At 65.6% G+C, this 20,347-nt stretch carries 19 protein-coding genes; 11 read left to right on the top strand and 8 right to left on the bottom strand.

What is annotated here, in order from left to right; translation table 11 throughout:
- The 3 genes from A4A78_RS02730 to A4A78_RS02720 all read left to right on the top strand — a co-directional run bounded on the left by A4A78_RS02730 (nucleotide 1) and on the right by A4A78_RS02720 (nucleotide 3,011).
- Nucleotides 1–1,395, top strand: coding sequence for a Mu transposase C-terminal domain-containing protein (locus A4A78_RS02730; protein ID WP_062946888.1), 1,395 nt, complete (start codon nucleotides 1–3; stop codon nucleotides 1,393–1,395).
- Nucleotides 1,396–2,202, top strand: coding sequence for an AAA family ATPase (locus A4A78_RS02725; RefSeq protein WP_062946887.1), 807 nt, complete (start codon nucleotides 1,396–1,398; stop codon nucleotides 2,200–2,202).
- Between the two features lie 356 nt (nucleotides 2,203–2,558).
- Nucleotides 2,559–3,011 (top strand): hypothetical protein, encoded by a 453-nt coding sequence (locus A4A78_RS02720; RefSeq protein ID WP_062946886.1) that lies wholly within the window; start codon nucleotides 2,559–2,561, stop codon nucleotides 3,009–3,011.
- A gap of 102 nt (nucleotides 3,012–3,113) precedes the next feature.
- Here the strand turns inward: A4A78_RS02720 and A4A78_RS02715 are convergent, their stop codons facing one another.
- The 3 genes from A4A78_RS02715 to nrdI form a co-directional block, all read right to left on the bottom strand.
- Nucleotides 3,114–4,373, bottom strand: a complete 1,260-nt coding sequence (locus A4A78_RS02715; protein WP_156488535.1) for a hypothetical protein — start codon at nucleotides 4,371–4,373, stop codon at nucleotides 3,114–3,116.
- 182 nt (nucleotides 4,374–4,555) lie between these two features.
- Nucleotides 4,556–5,566 (bottom strand): class 1b ribonucleoside-diphosphate reductase subunit beta, encoded by a 1,011-nt coding sequence (gene nrdF, locus A4A78_RS02710; protein WP_082835154.1) that lies wholly within the window; start codon nucleotides 5,564–5,566, stop codon nucleotides 4,556–4,558.
- The gene (nrdI, locus tag A4A78_RS02705; RefSeq protein ID WP_062946884.1) at nucleotides 5,563–6,072 is read right to left on the bottom strand and encodes a class Ib ribonucleoside-diphosphate reductase assembly flavoprotein NrdI; all 510 of its coding nucleotides are present in this window, start codon (nucleotides 6,070–6,072) and stop codon (nucleotides 5,563–5,565) included. Before nrdI ends, nrdF begins: the two co-directional genes overlap by 4 nt.
- A 211-nt stretch (nucleotides 6,073–6,283) precedes the next feature.
- Here nrdI and A4A78_RS02700 point away from each other — a divergent pair, with 211 nt between their 5' ends.
- Genes A4A78_RS02700 through A4A78_RS02690 form a run of 3 tightly spaced genes read left to right on the top strand, consistent with a single transcriptional unit; the run spans nucleotide 6,284 to nucleotide 8,858 of the window.
- On the top strand, nucleotides 6,284–7,219 hold the full coding sequence (locus A4A78_RS02700; protein WP_082835153.1) for a metal ABC transporter substrate-binding protein: 936 nt from the start codon (nucleotides 6,284–6,286) through the stop codon (nucleotides 7,217–7,219).
- Complete coding sequence (locus A4A78_RS02695) at nucleotides 7,216–7,959, top strand: metal ABC transporter ATP-binding protein (protein ID WP_062946882.1); 744 nt, start codon at nucleotides 7,216–7,218, stop codon at nucleotides 7,957–7,959. Before A4A78_RS02700 ends, A4A78_RS02695 begins: the two co-directional genes overlap by 4 nt.
- On the top strand, nucleotides 7,956–8,858 hold the full coding sequence (locus A4A78_RS02690) for a metal ABC transporter permease (protein ID WP_062946881.1): 903 nt from the start codon (nucleotides 7,956–7,958) through the stop codon (nucleotides 8,856–8,858). The genes A4A78_RS02695 and A4A78_RS02690 overlap by 4 nt, the downstream gene beginning before the upstream one ends.
- On the opposite strand, the gene A4A78_RS02685 is transcribed toward A4A78_RS02690, so the two are convergent.
- The gene (locus A4A78_RS02685; RefSeq protein WP_062946880.1) at nucleotides 8,834–9,514 is read right to left on the bottom strand and encodes a metal-dependent transcriptional regulator; all 681 of its coding nucleotides are present in this window, start codon (nucleotides 9,512–9,514) and stop codon (nucleotides 8,834–8,836) included. The genes A4A78_RS02690 and A4A78_RS02685 overlap by 25 nt on opposite strands.
- A gap of 162 nt (nucleotides 9,515–9,676) precedes the next feature.
- Between A4A78_RS02685 and A4A78_RS02680 the strand changes: the two genes are divergently transcribed.
- Entirely contained in the window at nucleotides 9,677–10,390 is a 714-nt protein-coding gene (locus A4A78_RS02680) for an SOS response-associated peptidase (protein WP_156488534.1), read from the top strand.
- A gap of 585 nt (nucleotides 10,391–10,975) precedes the next feature.
- On the opposite strand, the gene A4A78_RS02670 is transcribed toward A4A78_RS02680, so the two are convergent.
- From A4A78_RS02670 to A4A78_RS02660, 3 genes are all read right to left on the bottom strand, one after another.
- Entirely contained in the window at nucleotides 10,976–11,947 is a 972-nt protein-coding gene (locus tag A4A78_RS02670) for a hypothetical protein (protein WP_156488533.1), read from the bottom strand.
- Nucleotides 11,948–12,250: 303 nt separating this feature from the next.
- Nucleotides 12,251–12,655: an addiction module antidote protein gene (locus A4A78_RS02665; protein WP_082835152.1), complete on the bottom strand. Its 405-nt coding sequence runs from the start codon at nucleotides 12,653–12,655 to the stop codon at nucleotides 12,251–12,253.
- The gene (locus A4A78_RS02660; RefSeq protein ID WP_062946876.1) at nucleotides 12,652–12,972 is read right to left on the bottom strand and encodes a type II toxin-antitoxin system RelE/ParE family toxin; all 321 of its coding nucleotides are present in this window, start codon (nucleotides 12,970–12,972) and stop codon (nucleotides 12,652–12,654) included. Before A4A78_RS02660 ends, A4A78_RS02665 begins: the two co-directional genes overlap by 4 nt.
- A 490-nt stretch (nucleotides 12,973–13,462) precedes the next feature.
- Between A4A78_RS02660 and A4A78_RS02655 the strand changes: the two genes are divergently transcribed.
- Nucleotides 13,463–15,097: an S-layer homology domain-containing protein gene (locus A4A78_RS02655; RefSeq protein WP_197466616.1), complete on the top strand. Its 1,635-nt coding sequence runs from the start codon at nucleotides 13,463–13,465 to the stop codon at nucleotides 15,095–15,097.
- Between the two features lie 219 nt (nucleotides 15,098–15,316).
- Here A4A78_RS02655 and A4A78_RS02650 read toward each other — a convergent pair whose 3' ends face one another.
- Nucleotides 15,317–16,075, bottom strand: coding sequence for a hypothetical protein (locus A4A78_RS02650; RefSeq protein WP_062946874.1), 759 nt, complete (start codon nucleotides 16,073–16,075; stop codon nucleotides 15,317–15,319).
- A gap of 753 nt (nucleotides 16,076–16,828) precedes the next feature.
- Between A4A78_RS02650 and A4A78_RS17695 the strand changes: the two genes are divergently transcribed.
- The 3 genes from A4A78_RS17695 to A4A78_RS02635 all read left to right on the top strand — a co-directional run bounded on the left by A4A78_RS17695 (nucleotide 16,829) and on the right by A4A78_RS02635 (nucleotide 20,298).
- Nucleotides 16,829–17,002, top strand: coding sequence for a hypothetical protein (locus A4A78_RS17695; protein WP_156488531.1), 174 nt, complete (start codon nucleotides 16,829–16,831; stop codon nucleotides 17,000–17,002).
- Nucleotides 17,003–17,234: 232 nt separating this feature from the next.
- The gene (locus A4A78_RS17895; protein ID WP_197466615.1) at nucleotides 17,235–19,211 is read left to right on the top strand and encodes an McrB family protein; all 1,977 of its coding nucleotides are present in this window, start codon (nucleotides 17,235–17,237) and stop codon (nucleotides 19,209–19,211) included.
- 1 nt (nucleotide 19,212) lies between these two features.
- Nucleotides 19,213–20,298, top strand: coding sequence for a hypothetical protein (locus A4A78_RS02635; RefSeq protein WP_062946871.1), 1,086 nt, complete (start codon nucleotides 19,213–19,215; stop codon nucleotides 20,296–20,298).
- Nucleotides 20,299–20,347: the final 49 nt, after the last annotated feature.

Here is a 20,347-nt window from a genome sequence, read left to right as displayed (position 1 = left end):
ATGGACGGGTCGCAGAAGTGGAAGATTCTGCGGCTCCACGTCGAAGACGGCATCCCGCTGGCGAGTCTCGCACGGGAGACTGGGGTGGGAGAGCGAACGCTCTCGCGCTGGCACAGTCTCTACCGGACAGGTGGCATTTCGGCTCTTGAGCGGGCGCAGCGCGCCGATGCCGGCGTGCGGCGGACCGCGCCTGAGCTGGTGGCTTTCGTGGAGCACCTGGCTCTGACCAAGCCTCGCCCGAGCATCGCGACGCTGCACCGCCTGGCCGTAGCCGAGGCTGCACGAAGAGGCGTGAGTACGCCGAGCTACGCGACGGTGCGGTCGGTCGTGCAGGCATTGGATCCAGGGATGGTGACGCTCGCTCTCGAGGGGCCAGAGTCCTACCGGGACCGCCACGAGCTCGTCTTCCGCCATCGCGCTGAGCGGCCCAATGCCCTGTGGCAGGTCGACCACACCGAGCTCGACATCCTCATCAAGGACCCCAGTGGGAGACCATCCAGGCCCTGGCTGACCACGGTCATGGACGACTATTCGCGGGCGATCTGCGGGTACATGGTCTTCGAGGGCGCACCGTCGGCGATGAACACCGCGCTGGCGCTGCGCCAAGCGATCTGGCCTAAGAGCGACCCCGCCTTGCCGATGTGCGGCATCCCCGACGTCCTTTACGTCGATCACGGCAGCGACTTCACCAGCCGTCACCTCGAGTACACCGCGATCGCGTTGAAGATCCGCATCATCCACTCCGCCGTCGCCCGCCCCCAGGGCAGAGGGAAGATCGAGCGGTTCTTCCACACCGTCAACACCGAGCTGCTCGCGACCCTGCCCGGGCGCCTCACCCCTGGACGCCCACACCCTGTGCCGGTGCTGGACCTTCCTGGTCTCGACCGGGCCGTCGGGGAGTTCGTTGACCAGTACAACCAGCGCGCGCACACCGCGATCCGCACGAGCCCGAAGGCGGCCTGGATCGCTGAGGGATGGTTGCCGCGACTCCCCGAGAGTCTCGAGGAACTCGACGGGCTGCTTCTGCGGGTCTCCAAGCATCGCACCGTCCAGCGCGATGGGATCCGCTTCCAAGGTCAGCGCTACCTCTCGCCCACGCTCGCCTCGTTCGTCGGACGTACGGTCACCATCCGCTACGACCCCCGGGACCTGTCCGAGATCCGTGTGTACGACCACGACACTTTCGTATGCACAGCGATCGATGAAGCTCACCCCAACCAGCGGTACAGCCTCCACGACATCGAAACCGCCCGACGGGCCCGCCGCCGGCAGCTGCGCAAGGACATCAACGACCGTATCCCCACGACTCCACGACCCCCTGCCGACCCTCCCACTCCAGCCACTTCCGTACGCCGGCCCAGGAAGCGCCTGAAGACCTACGAAGAGGACGAGTAGATGAACCGCGACTTCATCGTCACCAAGGAACACCGCCGCTTCACCGAGTTCGCCGGCGCCATCCGCAAGGACGTCACGATCGGCATCTGCCACGGCGAGGCCGGGGTCGGTAAGACGCAGTCCGCCCGCCGGTACGCCCACTGGGACACCCTCGAACCCTTCATCCACGCCTGGGGGCCACGCACCGAGGCCGACCTGAAGCACTACGCCGCCGCCCACCGATCCCGCACCGTGTTCTACACCCCCGAGGTCCTCGCCAAGCACCGCGATCTCATGCGCGACATCGAGTTCTACCGCGGCAAGGTCGGAGTGCTGATCTACGAGCACCTCTGCGCAACCGGGAAGATCACGACCACCGACGTTCCCCGCACCATCGACTTCACCGAACTGATCATCATCGACGAGGCCGAAAGGCTCACGCCGACCTCGCTCGAACTCCTCCGAGACCTCCACGACCGCCACCACGTCGCCCTCATGTTCATCGGCATGCCCGGCATCGACCAACGCTTCCGCCACTACCCCCAGCTCTACAGCCGCCTCGGCTTCTCCCACCGCTACCGCGCCCTCGCACGTGAGGAACTGCTGTTCGTCCTGACCCGCCACTGGAAGCGCCTCGGTCGCACCCTCGACCCCGAAGACTTCACCGACGCCCAGGCCATCGCCGCGATCGAACGCATCACCCGAGGCAACTTCCGCCTCCTCGAACGGCTCTTCCCTCAAATCGGACGCGTCCTGAAGATCAACCAACTCGACACCATCACCGACGACGTCATCGAAGCAGCCGCCAGCACCCTCATCACCAGCTAACGCCACTCACCCCCACCAGAAGCGCGCCATTTACTGATCAGCTTCACAAGCGTCGCGGCCGTAGACGAGCCATGTCCAACAGGGTATGCGTGATTCGACTAGGCGAGGCATCCCTAGGCAGAGGCTCAAGGAGCGCGATATGACCGACTCGACCTACGATCCGATCTCTCGACCGCTCGGCTCTCCCTGAGGGCGGCTCCCTGACTCGTCACGGGCTCATCTCGCGCGGGTGGACCCCCGCACTGATCCGCACTCTGCTCGGCGAGACCCGCTACGCGACTGAGCGCATCATCGCGGCCGAGGCGGACCCGAAGTTCCTGGCGAGGCTGCGCCGGGTCGCGGGTGAGGAGCGGCGGATGGATGTGGATGCACAGTCGTACCGTGAGGCGGCGGCTCGGGTTCGAGACCGGGTCGTCCTCGACGTGCCCGAAGGGGTCACGCGTCGTACGATCGAGCATCAGGCGCTCGAGCAGCGGTATCGCAGCTACTGGCCTGGGGACTACGAGATGGAGCCTGAGCTGCTCGAGGAGCTGCGTGCGGAGGCTGATCCCGAGGATCTCAAGGCGGAGGTGCTGGCGGAGCTGGCCCGCATGGCAGAGGACTCGAGCGTCTACCGCCTGTACCTCGAGGCTTGTCGTGACCTGCCGCCGACGCTGGCCCAGCTCGAGGGGATGTCCCACGACCGCCGGTACCGGTTGGTCCGTGGATGCCGGCGGATCTGCGAGGAGGTCCTTGCTCCTCGCGTCGACGAGGTTGCTCGGGAGGCCCTCGAGGGCCTCCCCTTCACGTCCGCCCGACCGTCCTGCTGAGCTTTCCTCATCATCACCTGAAGCGGGAAGTGCAGCGCCGCGGCACAGTTGATAGCCGAGCTCGATGACTGTCCCTTTCCACACATGGACTGAGCGTGCTCCTCAGGCGACCGATTCGACCTCGTCCGGCGGCACCCCGCGTCGGAACGCTTCCCGCGCTGCCTCGAGGCTGAGCGGCTTCCCGTACAGCAGGCGCGGGATCTCCTCGATCGGGAAGTCCCAGAGCAGGCCGAATCGGGCGAGGTACCAGCCGGCGCGCGTGATGGGCTGCTTCTTCTCGAGCGCGGGCGGCACCGAGAGGACGTACCCCAGCAGCTGGTGAATGTGCTCTCCGGTCAGCAAGGACTGGATCCTGGTGCTGCCGCCGGACTTCACCTCGATCAGCGTCTCGTCCAGCAGCAGGTCAGCCTCGCCGTGTCCGCACAGGGGTCTCGTCATCGACCGTGTCAGCTGCGAGGGGGCCGGGAGACTCTGCGTCGCCAGGTGGAGCATATCGGCGACGGCTGTGACTTCCGCCGGATCCGGGATCTCGAGCATCTCCCCGAGGTTCTCGGTCTTCAGCCGGCTGTGTCGGCGCTCCGGGGTCTGTGCGAGCATCGGCTCCCGGCCTACAGCCGCGTGCAGGCCGAGAAGCATCCCGTGGCGGCCGAGCCCGGTCCTGCGGTGCTCGTCCTCGATCGTGTCCGCGCGCAGGTCGGGGAGCACGCCGCCGAGCATGTGCAGGTAGTGCTTCCACACCTCGTCCCAGGCCTCGAGTTCGGCACGGGTCCTGCTCTTCCCAGTCGCGCGGTCCCTCGGCCCGAACTTCAGTTGGCGCACCTTGTGTCGGCCTGACTCGGCCGTGTCGGTGCACGGATCCTTCGAGTAGCGCAGGGTCAGCAGCTCATCGATGGCGTTGCCGGCCGTAGCGTTCCCGGCGGCCTCGGTCACGAGGCAGGTCAGACCATGAAGGCGCGTGGACGTCGTGAAGACCAGCGGGCCGGTCGACGTCTGCACTGTCGTCGCCGGCTCACCGGTCGGCCGGAACCTCACACCGTCGAGGTTGCTGTAGTGCGCATGCAGGTACCGCTTCCGCGCGTGCCAGTCCCGCATCGGCTTGTCGAACGTGAAGCGAGCGCTCATCCACGCCGGCCCGGGCTTGGGGCAGTCATCCGGGCCTCCTGGGGGCTGTGTGCTGGTCCCGCCCATCTTACCGAGCCGTCTCTCGCTGGACACTGACCGCGAGGGGTCGGCTGACGCCGGTCTCGGCCAGTACTGGTATCTCGCTCGGACCTTCCGGCAGGGCGACCTAGCCCTGTGCTTCCTCGGCCGTCGACCGACCTGTCTACCATAGCCACCCACGACGCCGAAGGAGACCATCATGTGCGGCCGGTACGTGCTCGAGATCGATCTGAGTGCGCGAGTGGCGAGGCGCTCCGTTGCGGCAGACCTGCGGACGGGTTCAGGTCTGCCGCGGCACGGTCTGCGCTGAGTGCTTGCCCCGGACCGGAGCGATCTAGGGCAAGCGCGGTACCGCTTCGCGTTCGACAGGTGAGTCTGCGTGTCTAGAAGTCCCAGTCGTCGTCGCTGGTGTGCTCGGCCTTGCCGATGATGTACGACGATCCGCTTCCGCTGAAGAAGTCGTGGTTCTCGTCGGCGCTGGGGGCGAGGGCGGCGAGGATCTCTGGGCTGACTGACGTCTCGTCGGCGGTGAACCGTGCCGGGTACCCGAGGTTCATGAGGGATTTGTTCGCGTTGTAGCGCACGAAGGCGGCGACGTCGCCCATCAGACCGAGGGGTTCGTAGAGCTCTCCGGAGTAGTCGAGCTCGAGTTCGTAGAGCTCTTCGAGCAGGGTGTACGTGAACTCCTTCATCTCGTCGCGGCGGTCGGGGTGAGCCTCGAGGCCGCGCTGGTACTTGTACCCCGAGTAGTAGCCGTGCACGGCCTTGTCGCGCAGGATGAGTCGAATCATGTCGGCGGTGTTGGTCAGGGTGGCGTGCACGGAGAAGTGCAGCGGCAGGTAGAAGCCGGCGTAGAGCAGAAGGCTGGAGAGCAGGGTGGAGGACACCTTCCGCTTCAACGGGTCGGGCCCGTAATAGTGCTGCAGCACCTTCTTGCATCGCTCCTGCAGCAGGTCGTTGCCGATCGCCCAGCGGTAGGCCTCATCGATCTCTCGGGTACTGGTCAGGGTCGAGAACACCGAGGAGTACGAGCGGGCGTGGACGGACTGCATGAAGGCGATGTTGGTGTAGACGGCCTCCTCGTGCTCGGTGCGGGCGTCCTGGATCTGGCAGATCTCCCCGACGGTGGCCTGCACGGTGTCGAGCATGGTGAGGCCCGTGAAGACTCGCATAGTGAGGGTTCGTTCATGGGGCGCGAGTGCTTGCCAGGCCTGGTGGTCGTTGGACAGGGGCACCTTCTCGGGCAGCCAGAAGTTCGCGGTCAGGCGGTTCCAGATCTCGAGGTCCTTCTCGTCGCTCACGCGGTTCCAGTTGATCGGACGCAGCGGTGCGCTGGGGTCGTGTCGGTATGCCGGAGGGGTGATGGAGCCTTCTACGGCTGTTGTGGCGGTCATGCTGTTCTCCTCTGTTCGTTGTTCTTGTCGTTCGTCGTGGCGGTTCGTGCCCAAAAGCGGTCGAGCCCTTCGCTCACGCGCTCAATGTCGCGCTGGGTGCCCAGGAGTTCGAAGCGATAGAGCTCTGGGACGCCGCACTTTCGGGAGATGACTGGGCCGGCGAGGCAGTAGTGCTCGCCGAAGTTGGTGTTGCCCGCAGTGATGACCCCGCGCAGCAGAGCACGATTGGCGGGATCGTTGAGGAAGGCGATGACCTGCTTCGGCACGGCCCCGGCCTGCTCGCCGCCGCCGTAGGTGGGGACCACCAGAACAAAGGGGCGGCACACGCGGATCATCCCCTCGATGCGGGGTCGGAGCGGGATCCGCACCGCAGGCCGCCCCAGCCTCTCCACGAAGCGCAGCGTGTTCTCGGAGACGCTGGAGAAGAACACAAGATCTGCTGACTCCTGTGGTGTCAGGTCACGTGTCCCGAGTCCCGGTGCTGCGCGCTCGATGCCTGCCGTCATCGATCCCTCCTTCGTTGTCGTCCCATCCGACTGACCTCGAACTACTAGATGTTGGGTCCGCACCCCGCGGGGGTGACACATGTAGTGATATCAGGCCTGGCAGCCCTCAAGCGTACGCCACGCCGGGTTTGTAACTTCGGCATACCGAACCTTACGATCTGAGGGTCCAGAAGTGGCCACGCCTGTGGCCGTGAACGAAGAGAGGTCACCGATGCACGTGCGAGGACGATGGAAGGCTGCGCTCGGCGCAGTCGCTGCGAGTGCGGCGCTGGTGCTCACCGGCTGCTCCGGTGGAGCCAGGCCGGATGCTGCCGACGACGGAGAGAAGCCGGTGGTGTTGACGACGTTCACCGTGCTGGAGGACATCGCGGAGAATGTTGCGGGCGACCACCTCGTGGTCGAGTCAATCACGAAGCCTGGCGCGGAGATCCACGGGTACGAGCCGACGCCAGGAGACATCCGGAAGGCCTCGGATGCCGACCTGATCCTGGACAACGGCTTGAACCTGGAGGTGTGGTTCGGCCAGTTCGTCGAGGAAGTCGATGTACCTCATGTCGTGGTCTCGGAGGGGATCGATCCTATCGACATCGCGGGGGACGCCTACGCGGGCAAGCCCAACCCGCACGCCTGGATGAGCCCGAAGAACGTGCAGGTGTACGTCGACAACATGGTCGCAGCGTTCAGCGATCTCGACCCGGAACACGCTGAGGACTACGAGAGGAACGGGGAGACCTACAAGCAGCAGCTCCAGCAGGTGCAGGATGACCTGACGGGCGAGCTCGAAGGCCTTCCGACCAGCCAGAGAGCGCTGGTGACCTGCGAGGGCGCATTCTCCTACCTCGCCCGAGATGCTGGGCTGACCGAGAAGTACATCTGGCCCGTCAACGCCGAGCAGCAGGCCACTCCGCAGCAGATCACATCCGCGATCGAGTTCGTCGACGAGAACGAGGTCCCCGCCGTGTTCTGCGAGTCGACGGTCTCCGACGACCCCATGCAGCAGGTCGTGGGTGCTACGGATGCACGCTTCGGAGGAACGCTGTATGTGGACTCGCTCTCCGAGGAAGGTGGCCCGGTGCCCACGTACCTGGATCTGATCCGCCACGATGCGGACACCATCACTGCGGGACTCACCGGGCAGGACTCATGACGACAGCGGTGATCAATGTCAAAGGTGTCACCGTCCGCTACGGCGATGTGCTCGCCCTCAACGACGTATCTGTTGCGGTGCGGGCGGGTGCGGTGACGGGGTTGATCGGAATGAACGGCTCCGGGAAGTCCACCTTGTTCAAGGCGATCACCGGCATGGTCCGGCCTGATGCAGGCAGCGTCCTGCTGAATGGCGCGCAGCCGGCGCAGGCCAGGCGGCGAGGCCTCGTCGGCTACGTCCCCCAGAGCGAGGACGTCGACTGGGCTTTCCCCGTCTCTGTCCGAGACGTCGTGATGATGGGAAGGTACGGCCACCAGGGCGCCACGCGCCGTGTTCGGCCCGCTGACCGCATCGCTGTGGACGAAGCCTTGGAGAGGGTGGAACTCACGGAGTACGCGAATCGGCAGATCGGCCAGCTCTCCGGCGGGCAGAGAAAGCGCGCCTTCGTCGCCCGCGGGATCGCCCAGGACGCACGGATCATGCTGCTGGATGAGCCCTTCGCCGGCGTGGACAAGCGCAGCGAAGCCACCATCGTCGATCTTCTCCGCGCACTCGCTGACGACGGCCGTACCGTCCTGGTCTCCACCCACGACCTCCATGCTCTGCCGCAGCTGGCCGACGACGCCGTGCTACTGCTGCGAACCATCCTCTTCCACGGCCCGGTGGACGAGGCCCTCACGCCCGAGAGGCTCGCTCTCGCCTTCGGTCTGGACGTTCTGCAGCAGGAGGGTGCCGCATGACCCCGCTCGACTGGCTCCTCGAGCCGCTCTCCTACGACTTCATGACCCGTGCGCTCGTCACGACCGTGATCGCTGCCGTGGTGTGCGCACTGCTGTCGTGCTGGCTGGTGCTCATCGGATGGTCGCTCATGGGGGATGCCGTCTCTCACGCCGTCCTCCCAGGAGTCGTCATCGCTTACATCCTCGGTGTCCCGTTCGCCATCGGCGCGGTCGTCTTCGGGTTCCTGGCGGTCGGCATGATCGGTCTCGTCCGCGGGACGAGCCGCGTGAAGGAGGACGCCGCCATCGGCATCGTCTTCACCACTCTCTTCGCCCTCGGGCTGGTCCTGATCTCGGTCACACCCAGCCAGACCGACCTCAACCACATCATCTTCGGCAACATCCTCGGCGTCTCCCGCGCAGACCTCGTCCAGATCGCGATCCTGGCCACCGTGGCTCTCATCGCCCTGGTGCTCAAACGCCGCGACCTCACGCTCTACGCCTTCGACCCGACACACGCCCACGCGATCGGCCTATCTCCCCGATTCCTCGGCGCGCTGCTGCTGGGCCTTCTGGCGCTGACCGCAGTTGCCGCTCTCCAGGTCGTGGGAGTGGTGCTCGTCGTCGCGATGCTCATCATTCCCGGAGCGACGGCCTATCTGCTCACCGACCGCTTCGGGCGGATGCTCGTGATCGCGCCGGTCCTCTCGTCACTCTGTTCCGTGGTCGGGATCTACATCAGCTACTGGGTCGACGCCTCACCAGGCGGCCTCGTCGTCCTCACCCAGGGATGCGCCTTCGCACTCGTTTACCTCATCAGTCCCAAGCACGGCTTGCTCAGCAGGAAGGTCGGAGCTCGCCGGTATCGACGCGATACGGCTCGCCGGCGTGAGGATCAGGTGGGATCCGCAGAGACGTAGAGGGCATCTGTCGCAGAGCGTCCCAGCAACGTTGGCGAGCCCGCCTCTTCAGCTCGGACTTCCAGCGCATCGGAGAACGGTGCTCCCGCCGCGACCACAAGAGTGGCCCCGACTCCGATGCCCTGGGACTCGAAGAACTGCAGCATCACCGGGTCCGTGTCCGAGATCCGCTCGACCACAAACCTGCCCGCCAATCCGACGTCGGTGAGACGCCGCGCATCAGGCACGGTCACTGTTCCGTCCGCTGCAGGGATCGGATCGCCGTGCGGGTCACGCCGGGGGCGACCCAGAACGTCATCGATCCTCTCCACCATCAGGTCCGAGACGGCGTGCTCGAGCTGCTCGGCCTCCTCGTGGACCTCGTCCCACCGATACCCGAGCGTCTCCACTAGGAACGTCTCGATCAGGCGGTGCCGCCGCACCATCACCAGCGCGTACGATCGACCAACCTCCGTCAACTCGACCGAGCCATACCTCGCATGGGACAGCAGACCCTGCTCGGTCAGCTTCCGCACCGCATCCGAAGCGGACGACAGAGCAACGCCAGCTCGCTGCGCGATGAGCTTCAACGTGACCGGCTCGTCACTCCACTCGGACAACCCCCAGATCGCCTTCAGATAGTTCTGGGCACTCGCAGACAGCTCATCGACGGACATGGCACGACGATAGCCTCGAACCTTCAACTTCACTATCTACAACTCAAAGCTTCGGAGCACGAGGGGCTCACGTAGTAGGCATCGAACCCGAGGCGCGACCCAGAGCCGGGCTCTCGCCTCATCCGGCACTGACGCAGAACCCTGAGAACAATGCTCAGCCGAATGAATCTCTCCCCCGGCAACACCCAGGGACTGCTCCACTCCTACGCCATCGGCTCCGAACCCGCCTTCGACTGGGACCCCGTGTTCTCCATCGCGCCGCGCACCAAGGCTCCGGTCGTGCGCGAGCACGTCGACGACGCCGGTGAGGTGCAGCGCACGCTCGAGCTCGCCCGCTGGGGCTTCAAGCCCGCCTGGGCGAAGGAGAAGGGTCCGCGGCCCATCAACGCCCGCTTCGAGACGGCGCACACGAACGGCATGTTCCGTGCAGGCTTCGCGAGCTCGCGCGCCGTGGTGCCGATGTCCGGCTACTACGAGTGGGTCGAGATGGACGACGGCAAGCAGCCCTACTACGTCCACCCCGAGAACACAGAGCCCGGAGAGGTGCTGCACGCCGCGGGGCTGACCACCGCCGAGCAGAACGACGAGGGCGGCTGGGACGTGTCCTTCACGGTCATCACCCGCGAGGCGCGAGACGCCGCCGGCGACGTCCACGACCGGATGCCGGCGTTCCTCGACGAGGAGACGATGGGGGAGTGGCTCGCCCCGGGCAAGGTGGAGAAGGACGAGCGCGAGCACCTCCACGGCCTGCTCGGCGAGGTGTCCGAGAAGATCGCAGGCTCGCTGGTGACCCACCCGGTCGACCGCGCCGTGAACAACGTGCGGACTCTGGACCGGAAGGACTCCGGGCTCATCGCGCCCGTAGAGCTCGGGTGAGTCAGTCAGTCGGCATCATCATCTCGTCACTTTGGCACCGGGGTCGTTTCAAGTGTCGACCGCACGACCACAAACTCCGTCGACCAGAAGAAGAAGCAGATGAGCAGGACTACCGTCACCGCCACCCGCTGGGAGCACGGATCTCCGCGTGTGACTATCCGCTGACGAAGCTCGCCGCTCCCGCTCCTTACCACCGTGGGCATGGAGAGCGAGAGCGGGGAGTCAGCAGGAGGCGTCGACTCAGCGAGGAGTCGGACCTCCCGAACGCACCGGAGAGTGCTGATGGTCGTGTGCTCCGGCCGCACTCGAGCGTTCGGCTCGACGCTCCACCGCGATGATGGACATCAGGAACCCGAACAACCACGCAAAGGTACTGGCTACCGCCGTCCCCTCCGGGAGGGCGACGATCTCACTGTGGTTAGCCACGATGCTCAAGAGGACCAGGACCGCCGGCGTCACGATGCTCGCCAGGACTCTCTTGCCACCGGCCAGCCCCGAGCCGAAGCTCAAGGCGGCTAGGGCAAGGACCAGTAGAACTCCCGCGGACATGGGTGCCTCCATCGGATTGTATGGGGAGGGCAGGAACTACTTGCACCAGCCTCCAGTGTAGATGGTCGGGACAAGCACCGGAGGAACGGTGGTGCGAAGTGTGAGAACGGCGCACTGATTGTGATTCAGACTTACGCTCCAAGCGGCGGCTGCGGCTGCGCAAATCACTCCCGCGCCGACTCCGGCAAGAGGTGTCCCGACGAGCCCGATTACTGCCGCGACAGACCCGCAGGTAAAGTTGTTCACCGTAGTGAAGTCCTGCGAGTATTTCTTGTTCAGGAAGATGTCGGCCGCTCCGCCGCGGGTCGACGGCACCACAGCCCTCGCACCGCCGACTGTCCACGTGGGATCGGCGACCACCGGGAATGACGCATCGGTGACGTCCACCGTCTGCACGACGGTGTCCCCCTCGACCGAGTACGACGTGGCGAGATCTCTGCCCTCGGCGTCCTTGGCCCACGGTGCTGAGAGCACTGTGACGATCACGTACTCATCCCCGTCCTCCTCGTAGACGAACGGGATTCCCTCGTCGGTCACATCCAACGCCTGGTTGGGTCCGAGATCGAACTCGTACCGGAAGGAGCTCGCGTCATCAGAGTCGTCGATGCTGGTGATGACCCGCTGCTGGTGATCGTTCAGCTGCTGAGCGTAAATCGGAGAGCCCGAGGAGTCCTCTCCGACCGGACTACTGGCATCGGCACTCTCCATGTTCAGTGACGTTGCGTCACCTACTGTGACCGGGACGCTGTACTCACCGGTCGAGTCGCTGAGGATGAGCCCCACTCCGTCACCGTTCTGCGCAGAAGCGTCGTTGCCGCCCGAACGCCTTTCCGGCGTGCTTGGTTCGGCGATGTCGAGTCGCGTCGCCTCGTCCGGTGTGACCGTTTTGACGAGTTCATCGGTCGTTGGTGCTGCCACTGCGACTCCTGGCGTTGCCGCCAGGAGAAGGCCTGTGACCGCGGCTGTTGTCAGGATCCCCATCTTTGAGGCGCGCACTTTGATCCCCATCGTCGTCGGTGCGTGACGCCAATCACGTTACCCGTGGGGAAGTACGTTGTGAAGCGTTTCGGGAAAATTGCCCATTCAACTATTGTTCGTGGCGGCGAAGTTCACGAACAAAGACCATGAGGTAAACGTTATGCATCCTGCGTGTTCGATGCAGGCCGACCCCATGGCGCTCCGGGTGTCGACCACTGCGGCCGCGGAGAGCTAAGCGTCTCGAGAGTCGATACCCACCACCGAATCCGCCGCATCGACGCGCAGTAGATGTTCGAGTCGTCGCGTGATTGCCCCCGACCGCGAGCTGACGGCTCAGGTGGTCGTCCTGGCCTCGTGCGACGCTCGGTACCGCCGAGCTCGCTGCACCTTCGACGTGTGCTTCTTGACCGGCATCTTCTGAGGTGAGTCGCTTCGGGCCACGACCTTAATCTCGAGGTCGAGCGCTGCGAGCACCCTCGTCAGCGTCGACCAGGTCGGATTCCCGTTCTCCGACAGGGCCGTGTACAGCCCGTCGCGGCTCATCCCGACCTCGGACGCAAGCGCGCTCATGTTGCCGCTTTGGGCGATGATGCCGAGCGCGGCCGGCAGAGCGGTCGGATCCTCCGCAGACTCCTCGAGCGCGACATCAAGAAGCGCCCGCTCGTCCCGCTCGTCCCGCAGGTGGTCACCGGCGTCGAAGGGCTCGAAGGTCTCGACGGCGTTGATCTCGTTGCTCATTCGCGTGCACCTCTCCCGTTCTGGTCCCGCCATGCTCGGGCGATGTCGTGGGCCTGCTCGATGTCCCTGTCCTGTGACGACTTGTCCCCGCCGCACAGCAGGATGATCAGTTGGTGGCCGTCGCGGAGGCAGTAGACCCGGTAGCCCGGGCCCGTGTCGATCTTGAGCTCGAAGACGCCGTCCCCGACTCCTCGAGTGACACCAGCTTTGCCCTGCTTCAACCGCTCGAGTCGCATCAGGATCTTCGCCCGGCCTCGACGATCCCTCAGCCCGTCGAGCCACTTCGTGAACGTCGCGGATCGACGGATCGAGACCATGTGTCGATTCTATCCGACACGTCTGTCGTGGTCCATGTCGCCTGCTAGCTCGCAGCGGCATGATTCGCCAGCGGTGTGCTGTGTGGTCTGCGGTGGACTGGATGGGCAGCTCAGGCGAACCCCGAGTGAAGGGAGGGGGCCATGGACCGAGGTGGCATCCACGGAGTGACAGCTGCAGGAGCTTTGACGGCTCTTCCGGGCGTGCCCCGAGGCTCCGCGGAACCGGCCCGGGCACCGCGAGGCGAGCGACGAGGTGGCAGAGTCGTGTGCTGCGCAGGTCGCCGGCGGCGTGCCCATGTAGCCGCTGTCGCTCGCGATCGGACGCGGGGCGACGTGGGTGTAGTGGAAGCTCGGCCAGCATGGTCTGCAACCACCGACCCGGCGCAGCCTAAGCGCAGGGGCTGCACCCCGGACGGCCGACCGGATGCGCCCGTGGGTTAGGTCGTGTCGACGATGGACAGGGGCCCCTCCCGGCCTCATACTTCAGCTCATGCCAGGACACCTGCCGGGCACCGCACAGATGCCTCGGCGGTTGCTCTTCTCGACGCTCATCGCCGGACTCGCCGGCACTTCCCTCTGCGCTCTCCCCGCGCCGTCAGCACACGCTCTTCCCGCGCCCACCAAGGGCGGCGGCGTGCCCAAGTACGTGACCGACCGCAATGCGTTCTGGGCGCTGCCGGTCCTCGAGACGGGCATGGATCTCGGGATTCGCGACGTCTACGGCTTCTACCGTGCGTACGTCCCCCTCACCCTCGACCAGGGACGCGTCCGAGAGGCAGCGATCTCGGCGATCCAGACGCTGCGCCGAGAGCTATTCGCGCGGGAGGACATGCTGTACCAGGGCATGCCGCTGCGCGCGTGGCTGCTCCGGAACGGCAACGTCCGCGACGCCGAGACGTTTGCTGCCCAGGCCCAGTGGGACTCGCGACTCGAGCTGGCCTCCCTGCAGCGTGTCGCCGAGCTCGTCGCCCGCTTCAGCACCACCAGGCCCACCGGTTTCTCGGGATTCTCGATGAAGCAACTGGGGAGCAAGTACGCCCCGATCAGCGTGGAGTACATCGCCAGAGGTGATGCCTCCGCCGTCTACCAGCTGCTCCTGCAGACATGGGGCCGGGACCAAGTGCCCGCCCTGATCGCCAGTGGGGGAAAGAAGGCAGAGGGGTGCAGTGAGCTGTGGTGGATGCTCAACGCCGAATCAGCGCAACTCGGAGTGGCGGTAACCACGGCTGGTGGCAATGTGCACGCCACCTTCAGACGGGGACTTAGCGGTTCCGCCGAGGTGCCGAGCGAGGGCTCCTATCGCGTGCAGATCGGGTTCCAACCCGGGACCGTGAAGGGTCTCGTACTGCACGCGCCGAAGCTCATGATGATCGGCGACACCGCGATGTCGGACCTGCGCACACCGTCCGGCATCCGTCCACTCGTCGACCTCTTCACAACGTGGGGCCCGGAGTACCTGGATACCACCCCCGAAGGCCAGATCAACGCTAACGCTCCCGGCGTCTACGAGGTGAGCAGCGACATCCAGGTCGAGAAGTACCGAGCCTCGATCGAGGTGCGGCGCTTCACCGACGTGCCGGTCAAGAACGTGTTCTTCCGGGAGATCGAGGACGTGGCAATCGTCGGTATCGCCCGCGGCTGGGACGACGGTACGTATCGCCCTGGGGCGACGGTCAGCCGCGACGTCATGGCGGCGTTCCTCTACCGGCTCGCGAAGTCGCCGTCGTTCACCCCGCCGAAGAAGTCGCCGTTTCGCGACGTCTCCCCGCGCCACGTCTTCTACAAGGAGATCTCCTGGCTGGCGCACAAGAAGATCTCGACCGGCTGGCCCGACGGCACCTACCGGCCGGCCCAGGCCGTCACGCGCGAGGAGATGGCCGCGTTCATGTACCGACTGGCCGGTTCCCCGAACCCGAAGAGGCCGGGGGGAGGTGACTTCGTCGATGTCCCCGCAAGCGCTGGCTTCGCTCGACCGATCAGGTTCATGGCTGAGAACGGCATCTCGCGCGGGTGGGGCAAGTGGCCGCGCTTCGAGTACCGGCCGAAGGAGCCGATCCTGCGCGATGCGATGGCGGCATTCCTGTCCCGCTACAAGAGCCGAGCCGAAGGCGACGGGTTCTTCTAGCCGAGTGGTGAGGCGGCGCTGCGCAGAGAACGGCTCTGACTCAATACGTTGCTGTGAGCTCGCATGCGATCGAGCTAGGACTGCCTCCAGAGCAGATGTTCGAGCTCGGGGTGACGATGCGGTGGAGCGAATCCTCTGACTGGCGTCAGAGAGCCGCCGAGATGCAGAGCGCGCCACCGATACAGATCGATGGCGCGCTCTGCATTGGTCACCTTGTGATCAGCACTGGGTGGGGCGGTTCGTTCGGAATCCTGTGACGAACACTGCCTGGTCGTTGTTCACGCCGCTGGTGATCGCCTGTCGTCCCATGTTGTCGTAGCGGATGGTGAACGTCTGGACGGGCCCGGTGAAGGCGATGTCGATCTGTCCGCCAGGGCCGTCCTCGCTCTTGTTGCCCTCGGTGCTGTTCTGCCACGGGCTCGCGGCAGTGCCCGCCCCAGTGACGGTGGATCCGCTCGGGACTGTGGCGGTGAACCGCGAGCTGCTGGTCAGGGAGACTCCGTCGATGAAGTCCCTCGTCGTGGTCGTCCAAGCGCGGTCGATATCGGTGATGGAGAAGCGCAAGTTGCTGACGCTCTCGCTGAACGTGAATCGGATCGTCTGATAGTCGTTAGCGCTGGGCGTCGCGCTTCCCGTCGCCCCGATCTGCTGCCGGACGTAGTAGCCGACCTGACCGATGCCTCCGACGTTGAAGGTCGAGATGGTGCCGTTCGGGGTGGAGCCTCGCGCCTGACCGAAATACGTGTGCACGATCGTGGCCCGGAGCGGCGAGTTGAGGCTCGGATAGGTGCTGTTCGGGGGGTTCGGGTTGAACGTCACGTTGGTCGTGAACGATGAAGTCAGCGACGGAGTCCCCGAATACTGGGCGAAGCCCCAGTTGAGAGTCACGTCCTGGCTCGCGCAGGTGGGGGACACGGCGAGGGCGGGTGCCGAGACGCCGGCGATGGCGACAGGTGCTGCCCACGCAGCTCCGCGCATCACGCTTCGTCGAGTCGGTGAGTGAGAACTTGCGGAGCGCGGCACGTTACCTCCAGGGCTGGGCGTCGAAGGATGCCCCGATGGCCGCGCGAGCGCGCAGCAACCCAGGCCATCGTTGGTTTCGGTCGCACACTACCCGCGGGTTACCTACAACAGATCGAGGAATCTGGACGTGTGATCGAGACGACGGTGAAGCTGGGAATCTCCAGGCAGAATCCTGAAACTGGGATCCCGAGCGGCTCGGATCCCGACGGCTGCTGTCGCCACCATCGCCATGAAGCGAGGAAACGCCCTGGGGATCGAGCCACACTGATTCAGGTCAGCACGTCAACTAACAGTGACGCCGAGGGTGAATATGGCGAGCATGGCCGGCATCAAGACGAGCACGTCAAAGGCCGGGCTTGAGCAGTACAGAATCACCATCCCGGTTCGCGAAGGGTCGACGTAGAGACCGCGACGGAGCGTGCCGGGAGTGACCGACACCAGCGCCCACGGCAGCGCGAGCGGTGCGAGGACGACGTGCGGGGTGGAGCCATGATCCACGTGGCGCGATCGATGCGATAGCTGGGCCGAGGGGGCCGGGCCAGCAGCTTGACAGGATGCTGAGGAGTCCCATCCAATCCGCGGCCGTTGCGGCTCCGAACTTCAATGGGGGACACCCTGTTCCTCGTGTCGCTCGGTCCAATGACGGGCCGACTCCGCACATGTTCCCGCACGTGTCTTCGGTGCCATAATCCTTGCTCGGAGTTCGCAATGATGATTGATCCGCTTGAGCTGTCCGATCGCGACCATGACGCGCTCACCATGCACCACGACGGCTCTGGAGTGTGGGTGACGTGCACCAGTGGCGACCAGGAGGTCACGATCGGGCCGGTCGCCCGTGACGCTATCTCGGAATGGTTGGCTGCCGGCATCACGATCGCCTAGTCGACGCGATCTCGACGCCGAGATCGCGGTATTGCAGGCCGGAGCGCGACGGATCGACCTCGCCGCGCTCGTCGCGGACTCCAGCTCAGCGCTGGAATCGATTGCAGACGCTGTTGCGGACGTGTGACGACAGCTTGACCCCGCCGACAACCGGGCGCACGAGTGCGCTGTGCCCGATGATTGATCCGCGATCAGTCTCCAACGGTCGCACGTACCCGCTACGGTCTGCCTCATGACCACATGGCGACCGAACGACCTCGTAGAGAAGCTCGGCCTGAAAGCGAACGAGCACGTTCGTCGCACTTTGCGTGCGAAGTACCCCGAGCACCCGAGAAACAAGCCCTGGCGACTCACGCGCGAGATGATCGAAGCCGTCACCGAGTGGAACGTCGCCCGCGGGAACGTCACTTCCCAGCGCGCAGAGGAGGTTCTGGCCGAGTTCGACGCCGCTCAGCCCAATGTCCCCGAGGTCGCCTTCGGTCCGATCCTGGGTGAACCCCCTGCATGCGAGGTCATCGACAACGACGGGCCGGTCAGCCGGGAGGCAGAGCGGCTACTCGAGTGCGCTCGCAACGGGGGCTCCGTGCTTACGGATCATGATGTCTGGACGGACGAGAACATCGAGATCCTCGTCGAACGCTTCGTGAAGCACCCGGACGTCTCAGGCAAGGACTTCTTCACCAAGCTGGACCTGCAGTTGGAAGGCGTCGCAGACGACGTCAGGGTGCTGTTCGCGGAAATCTTCCTGCTGCAGATGCTGCCGCTCATGCAGTTCCTCCCGGCCACCAAGATCGCGAACCTCGAGCGGGTGCTGAGGAACGCGAGCGAAGAGTACGAGATCCCTGCTGAGGTCGTCGAAGCGCTCGAGTCGCCGATCTTCCGTGGCGGCGTCTCCTTCAGCATGCGCCGCTTCCAGCAGCTGTCCACGCTGATCGAGTTCGTGCGTCACCTGCGGACGCTCACTGCGGAGGAGCTGGACCGGGGGTTCGAGGAACCGCTCGCGTGGCGCGAGATCGTGAACAGCTCGCCCGGCTCCCCAGAGCTCTCCCTGCGAGGCTCCCTCACCTATATGGGTCACCCCGACTACTTCTTCCCAATCGTCAACGACGCCCACAAGAAGAGGATCGTCGCGGCGTTCTTCCCCGAGGAGACCGGCCGAGCCGCGAGCGGTGATCTCGATGTCGATCTCGCGGCACTTCGGGAGTGGATGTCGCCGTCACCGGGCCCGTTGCCGGAGTTCTACGAGCCCCCGCTGTCCGACTTCTGGATCGACAGCGACGACGAGGAGTCGCTGGATAACGGGGAGATCGACGCAGCGGGCGATGCACCTTACACAGTGGAGTCGATCATCGGGGACGGAGCCTTCCACTCCCCGCAGGAGCTCCGGCGGATCGTCGACCGCTGGCAGTCGACGAAGAACATCGTCCTGCAAGGTGCGCCCGGCACGGGCAAGACCTGGCTCGCACGACGGCTCGCCTACGCGTTGATCGGCTTCGATGACGAGGAGAGCGTCCGGGCGGTGCAGTTCCACCCCGGCACGTCCTACGAGGACTTCGTGCGCGGATGGCGACCGAGCGGTGACGGCACCCTCGAGCTCGTCGACGGTCCACTGCTGCAGCACGCAGAGCTCGCGCGGCAGGACCCCGACATCCCGCACGTGATCATCATCGAGGAGTTCAATCGGGGGAACCCCGCGCAGGCTCTCGGTGAGATGCTGACGCTGCTCGAGCACACCAAGCGCTCCGAGCGTGAGGCTCTCGAGCTGACCTACACCCGGGAGGACGAGGACCGCTTCCACCTGCCGGAGAACCTCCACGTCATCGGCACGATGAACACCGCGGACCGGTCGCTGGCGCTGGTCGACTTCGCCTTGCGCCGGCGCTTCGCGTTCTTCGAGCTCGAGCCGCAGTTCAATGACGCCTGGAAGGCGCATTTGCGGGACCGATTCCGGGCGGCTCCGGCCGAGCACATCGACGAGGTCCAGCGACGAATTACGGTGATGAACGACGAGATCGCGGCGGATCCGAGCCTCGGGAAGTCGTTCCGGATCGGCCACTCTTACTTCACGCCGGAGACCGAGGCGAGCGAGCTGTGGCCGTGGTTCGAGGCCGTCGTCGAGACGTCGGTCGCGCCGCAGCTGAGCGAGTACTGGCACGACGACCCCGAGGCCGTGGAGCGGACGGTTCAGCAGCTGCTCGCGGAGCTCTGAGGTGTTCGTCGCTGGCGAGGGCGCGACCCGCATCGACGTTCGGAGCGTCTGGTTTCTGCTGCTGTACGCCTCGGACCTGCTCGAGAAGCTCACGGGGGAGACGCGAGAGCACCTGCTGCGCGGGGAGCGCGACAACGACCTGCTGGACGCCCTGGCTGATGTGCTCGCTTCGAGGGTCGAGCGGCGAATACGGACGATGCTCGCGCGCGGCTACCGCCGTCGTGTCGAGCCGCTGACCCGTGTCCGGGGCCGGATCGACCACCTCGGCACCGCGCGCGGGCAGCTCATGCAGTCCGGACGGGTGCTGTGCCGCTACGACGAGCAGACCGTCGACCTGCCCCGTTACAGGTCGATGCTGGTGACGCTGCGCCGAGCTTCCCGTCGTGCGGTGTCCGTGGACGTGCGCCGGCGCTGCCTGACCACGGCGCAGATACTCGAGCGCTCCGGCGTGAGCCCGGTGGATCCGACGCCGGCGCAGCTCTCCAAGGAGCAGTTCGGGCACTTCGATGCCGAGGATCGCACGCTCCTGGCCCTGAGCGCCCTGGTGCGGGACATGTGCGCGCCGGAGCACTCACCGGGTGAGGCCGAACTGCCGGCGATCCTGCGGGACGAGCACGCGCTGCGACGACTGTTCGAGCAGGCCGTGCGCGGGTTCTACCGTCACCATCTCGGGCCGAGGGGCTACTCGGTCCGTGCCGAACGGCGACCCTGGCCGGCCACCGGAGATCCGGCCGACCTCGCGTTCCTGCCGAACCTCAACGCCGACGTGGTGATCCGCGGGCACGGCGAGCAGGTCATCCTCGAGTGCAAGTTCGCGCCGATCTTCACCCACCACCAGGGCAAGGCGATGATCAAGCCCGGCTACGTCCGGCAGCTCGTCTCCTATGCTTCCGTCTTCCGCGGTGAGTTCGCGGGGGCGACCCATGCTGTGCTACTGGGTGCTCGCGTCGACAGCTCCCCGGGCCGCGACCTGGACATCGTGATCGACGGAATCCTCTTCGCGGTGCGACAGGTCGATCTGGCCGCGGGCCCCGCGGAGATTCGGACGGCGCTAGCGGCGGCTGCAAGCGTAAGGGCAGACGTGTGACAACAGCCTGAACCTACTGACGACCAGGCGTACTGGTCCACGGCGTCCT

It is taken from the genome of Brachybacterium sp. sponge (assembly GCF_001613775.1).
Lineage (GTDB): Bacteria > Actinomycetota > Actinomycetes > Actinomycetales > Dermabacteraceae > Brachybacterium > Brachybacterium conglomeratum.
This window is presented reverse-complemented; position numbering and strand designations above follow the sequence as displayed.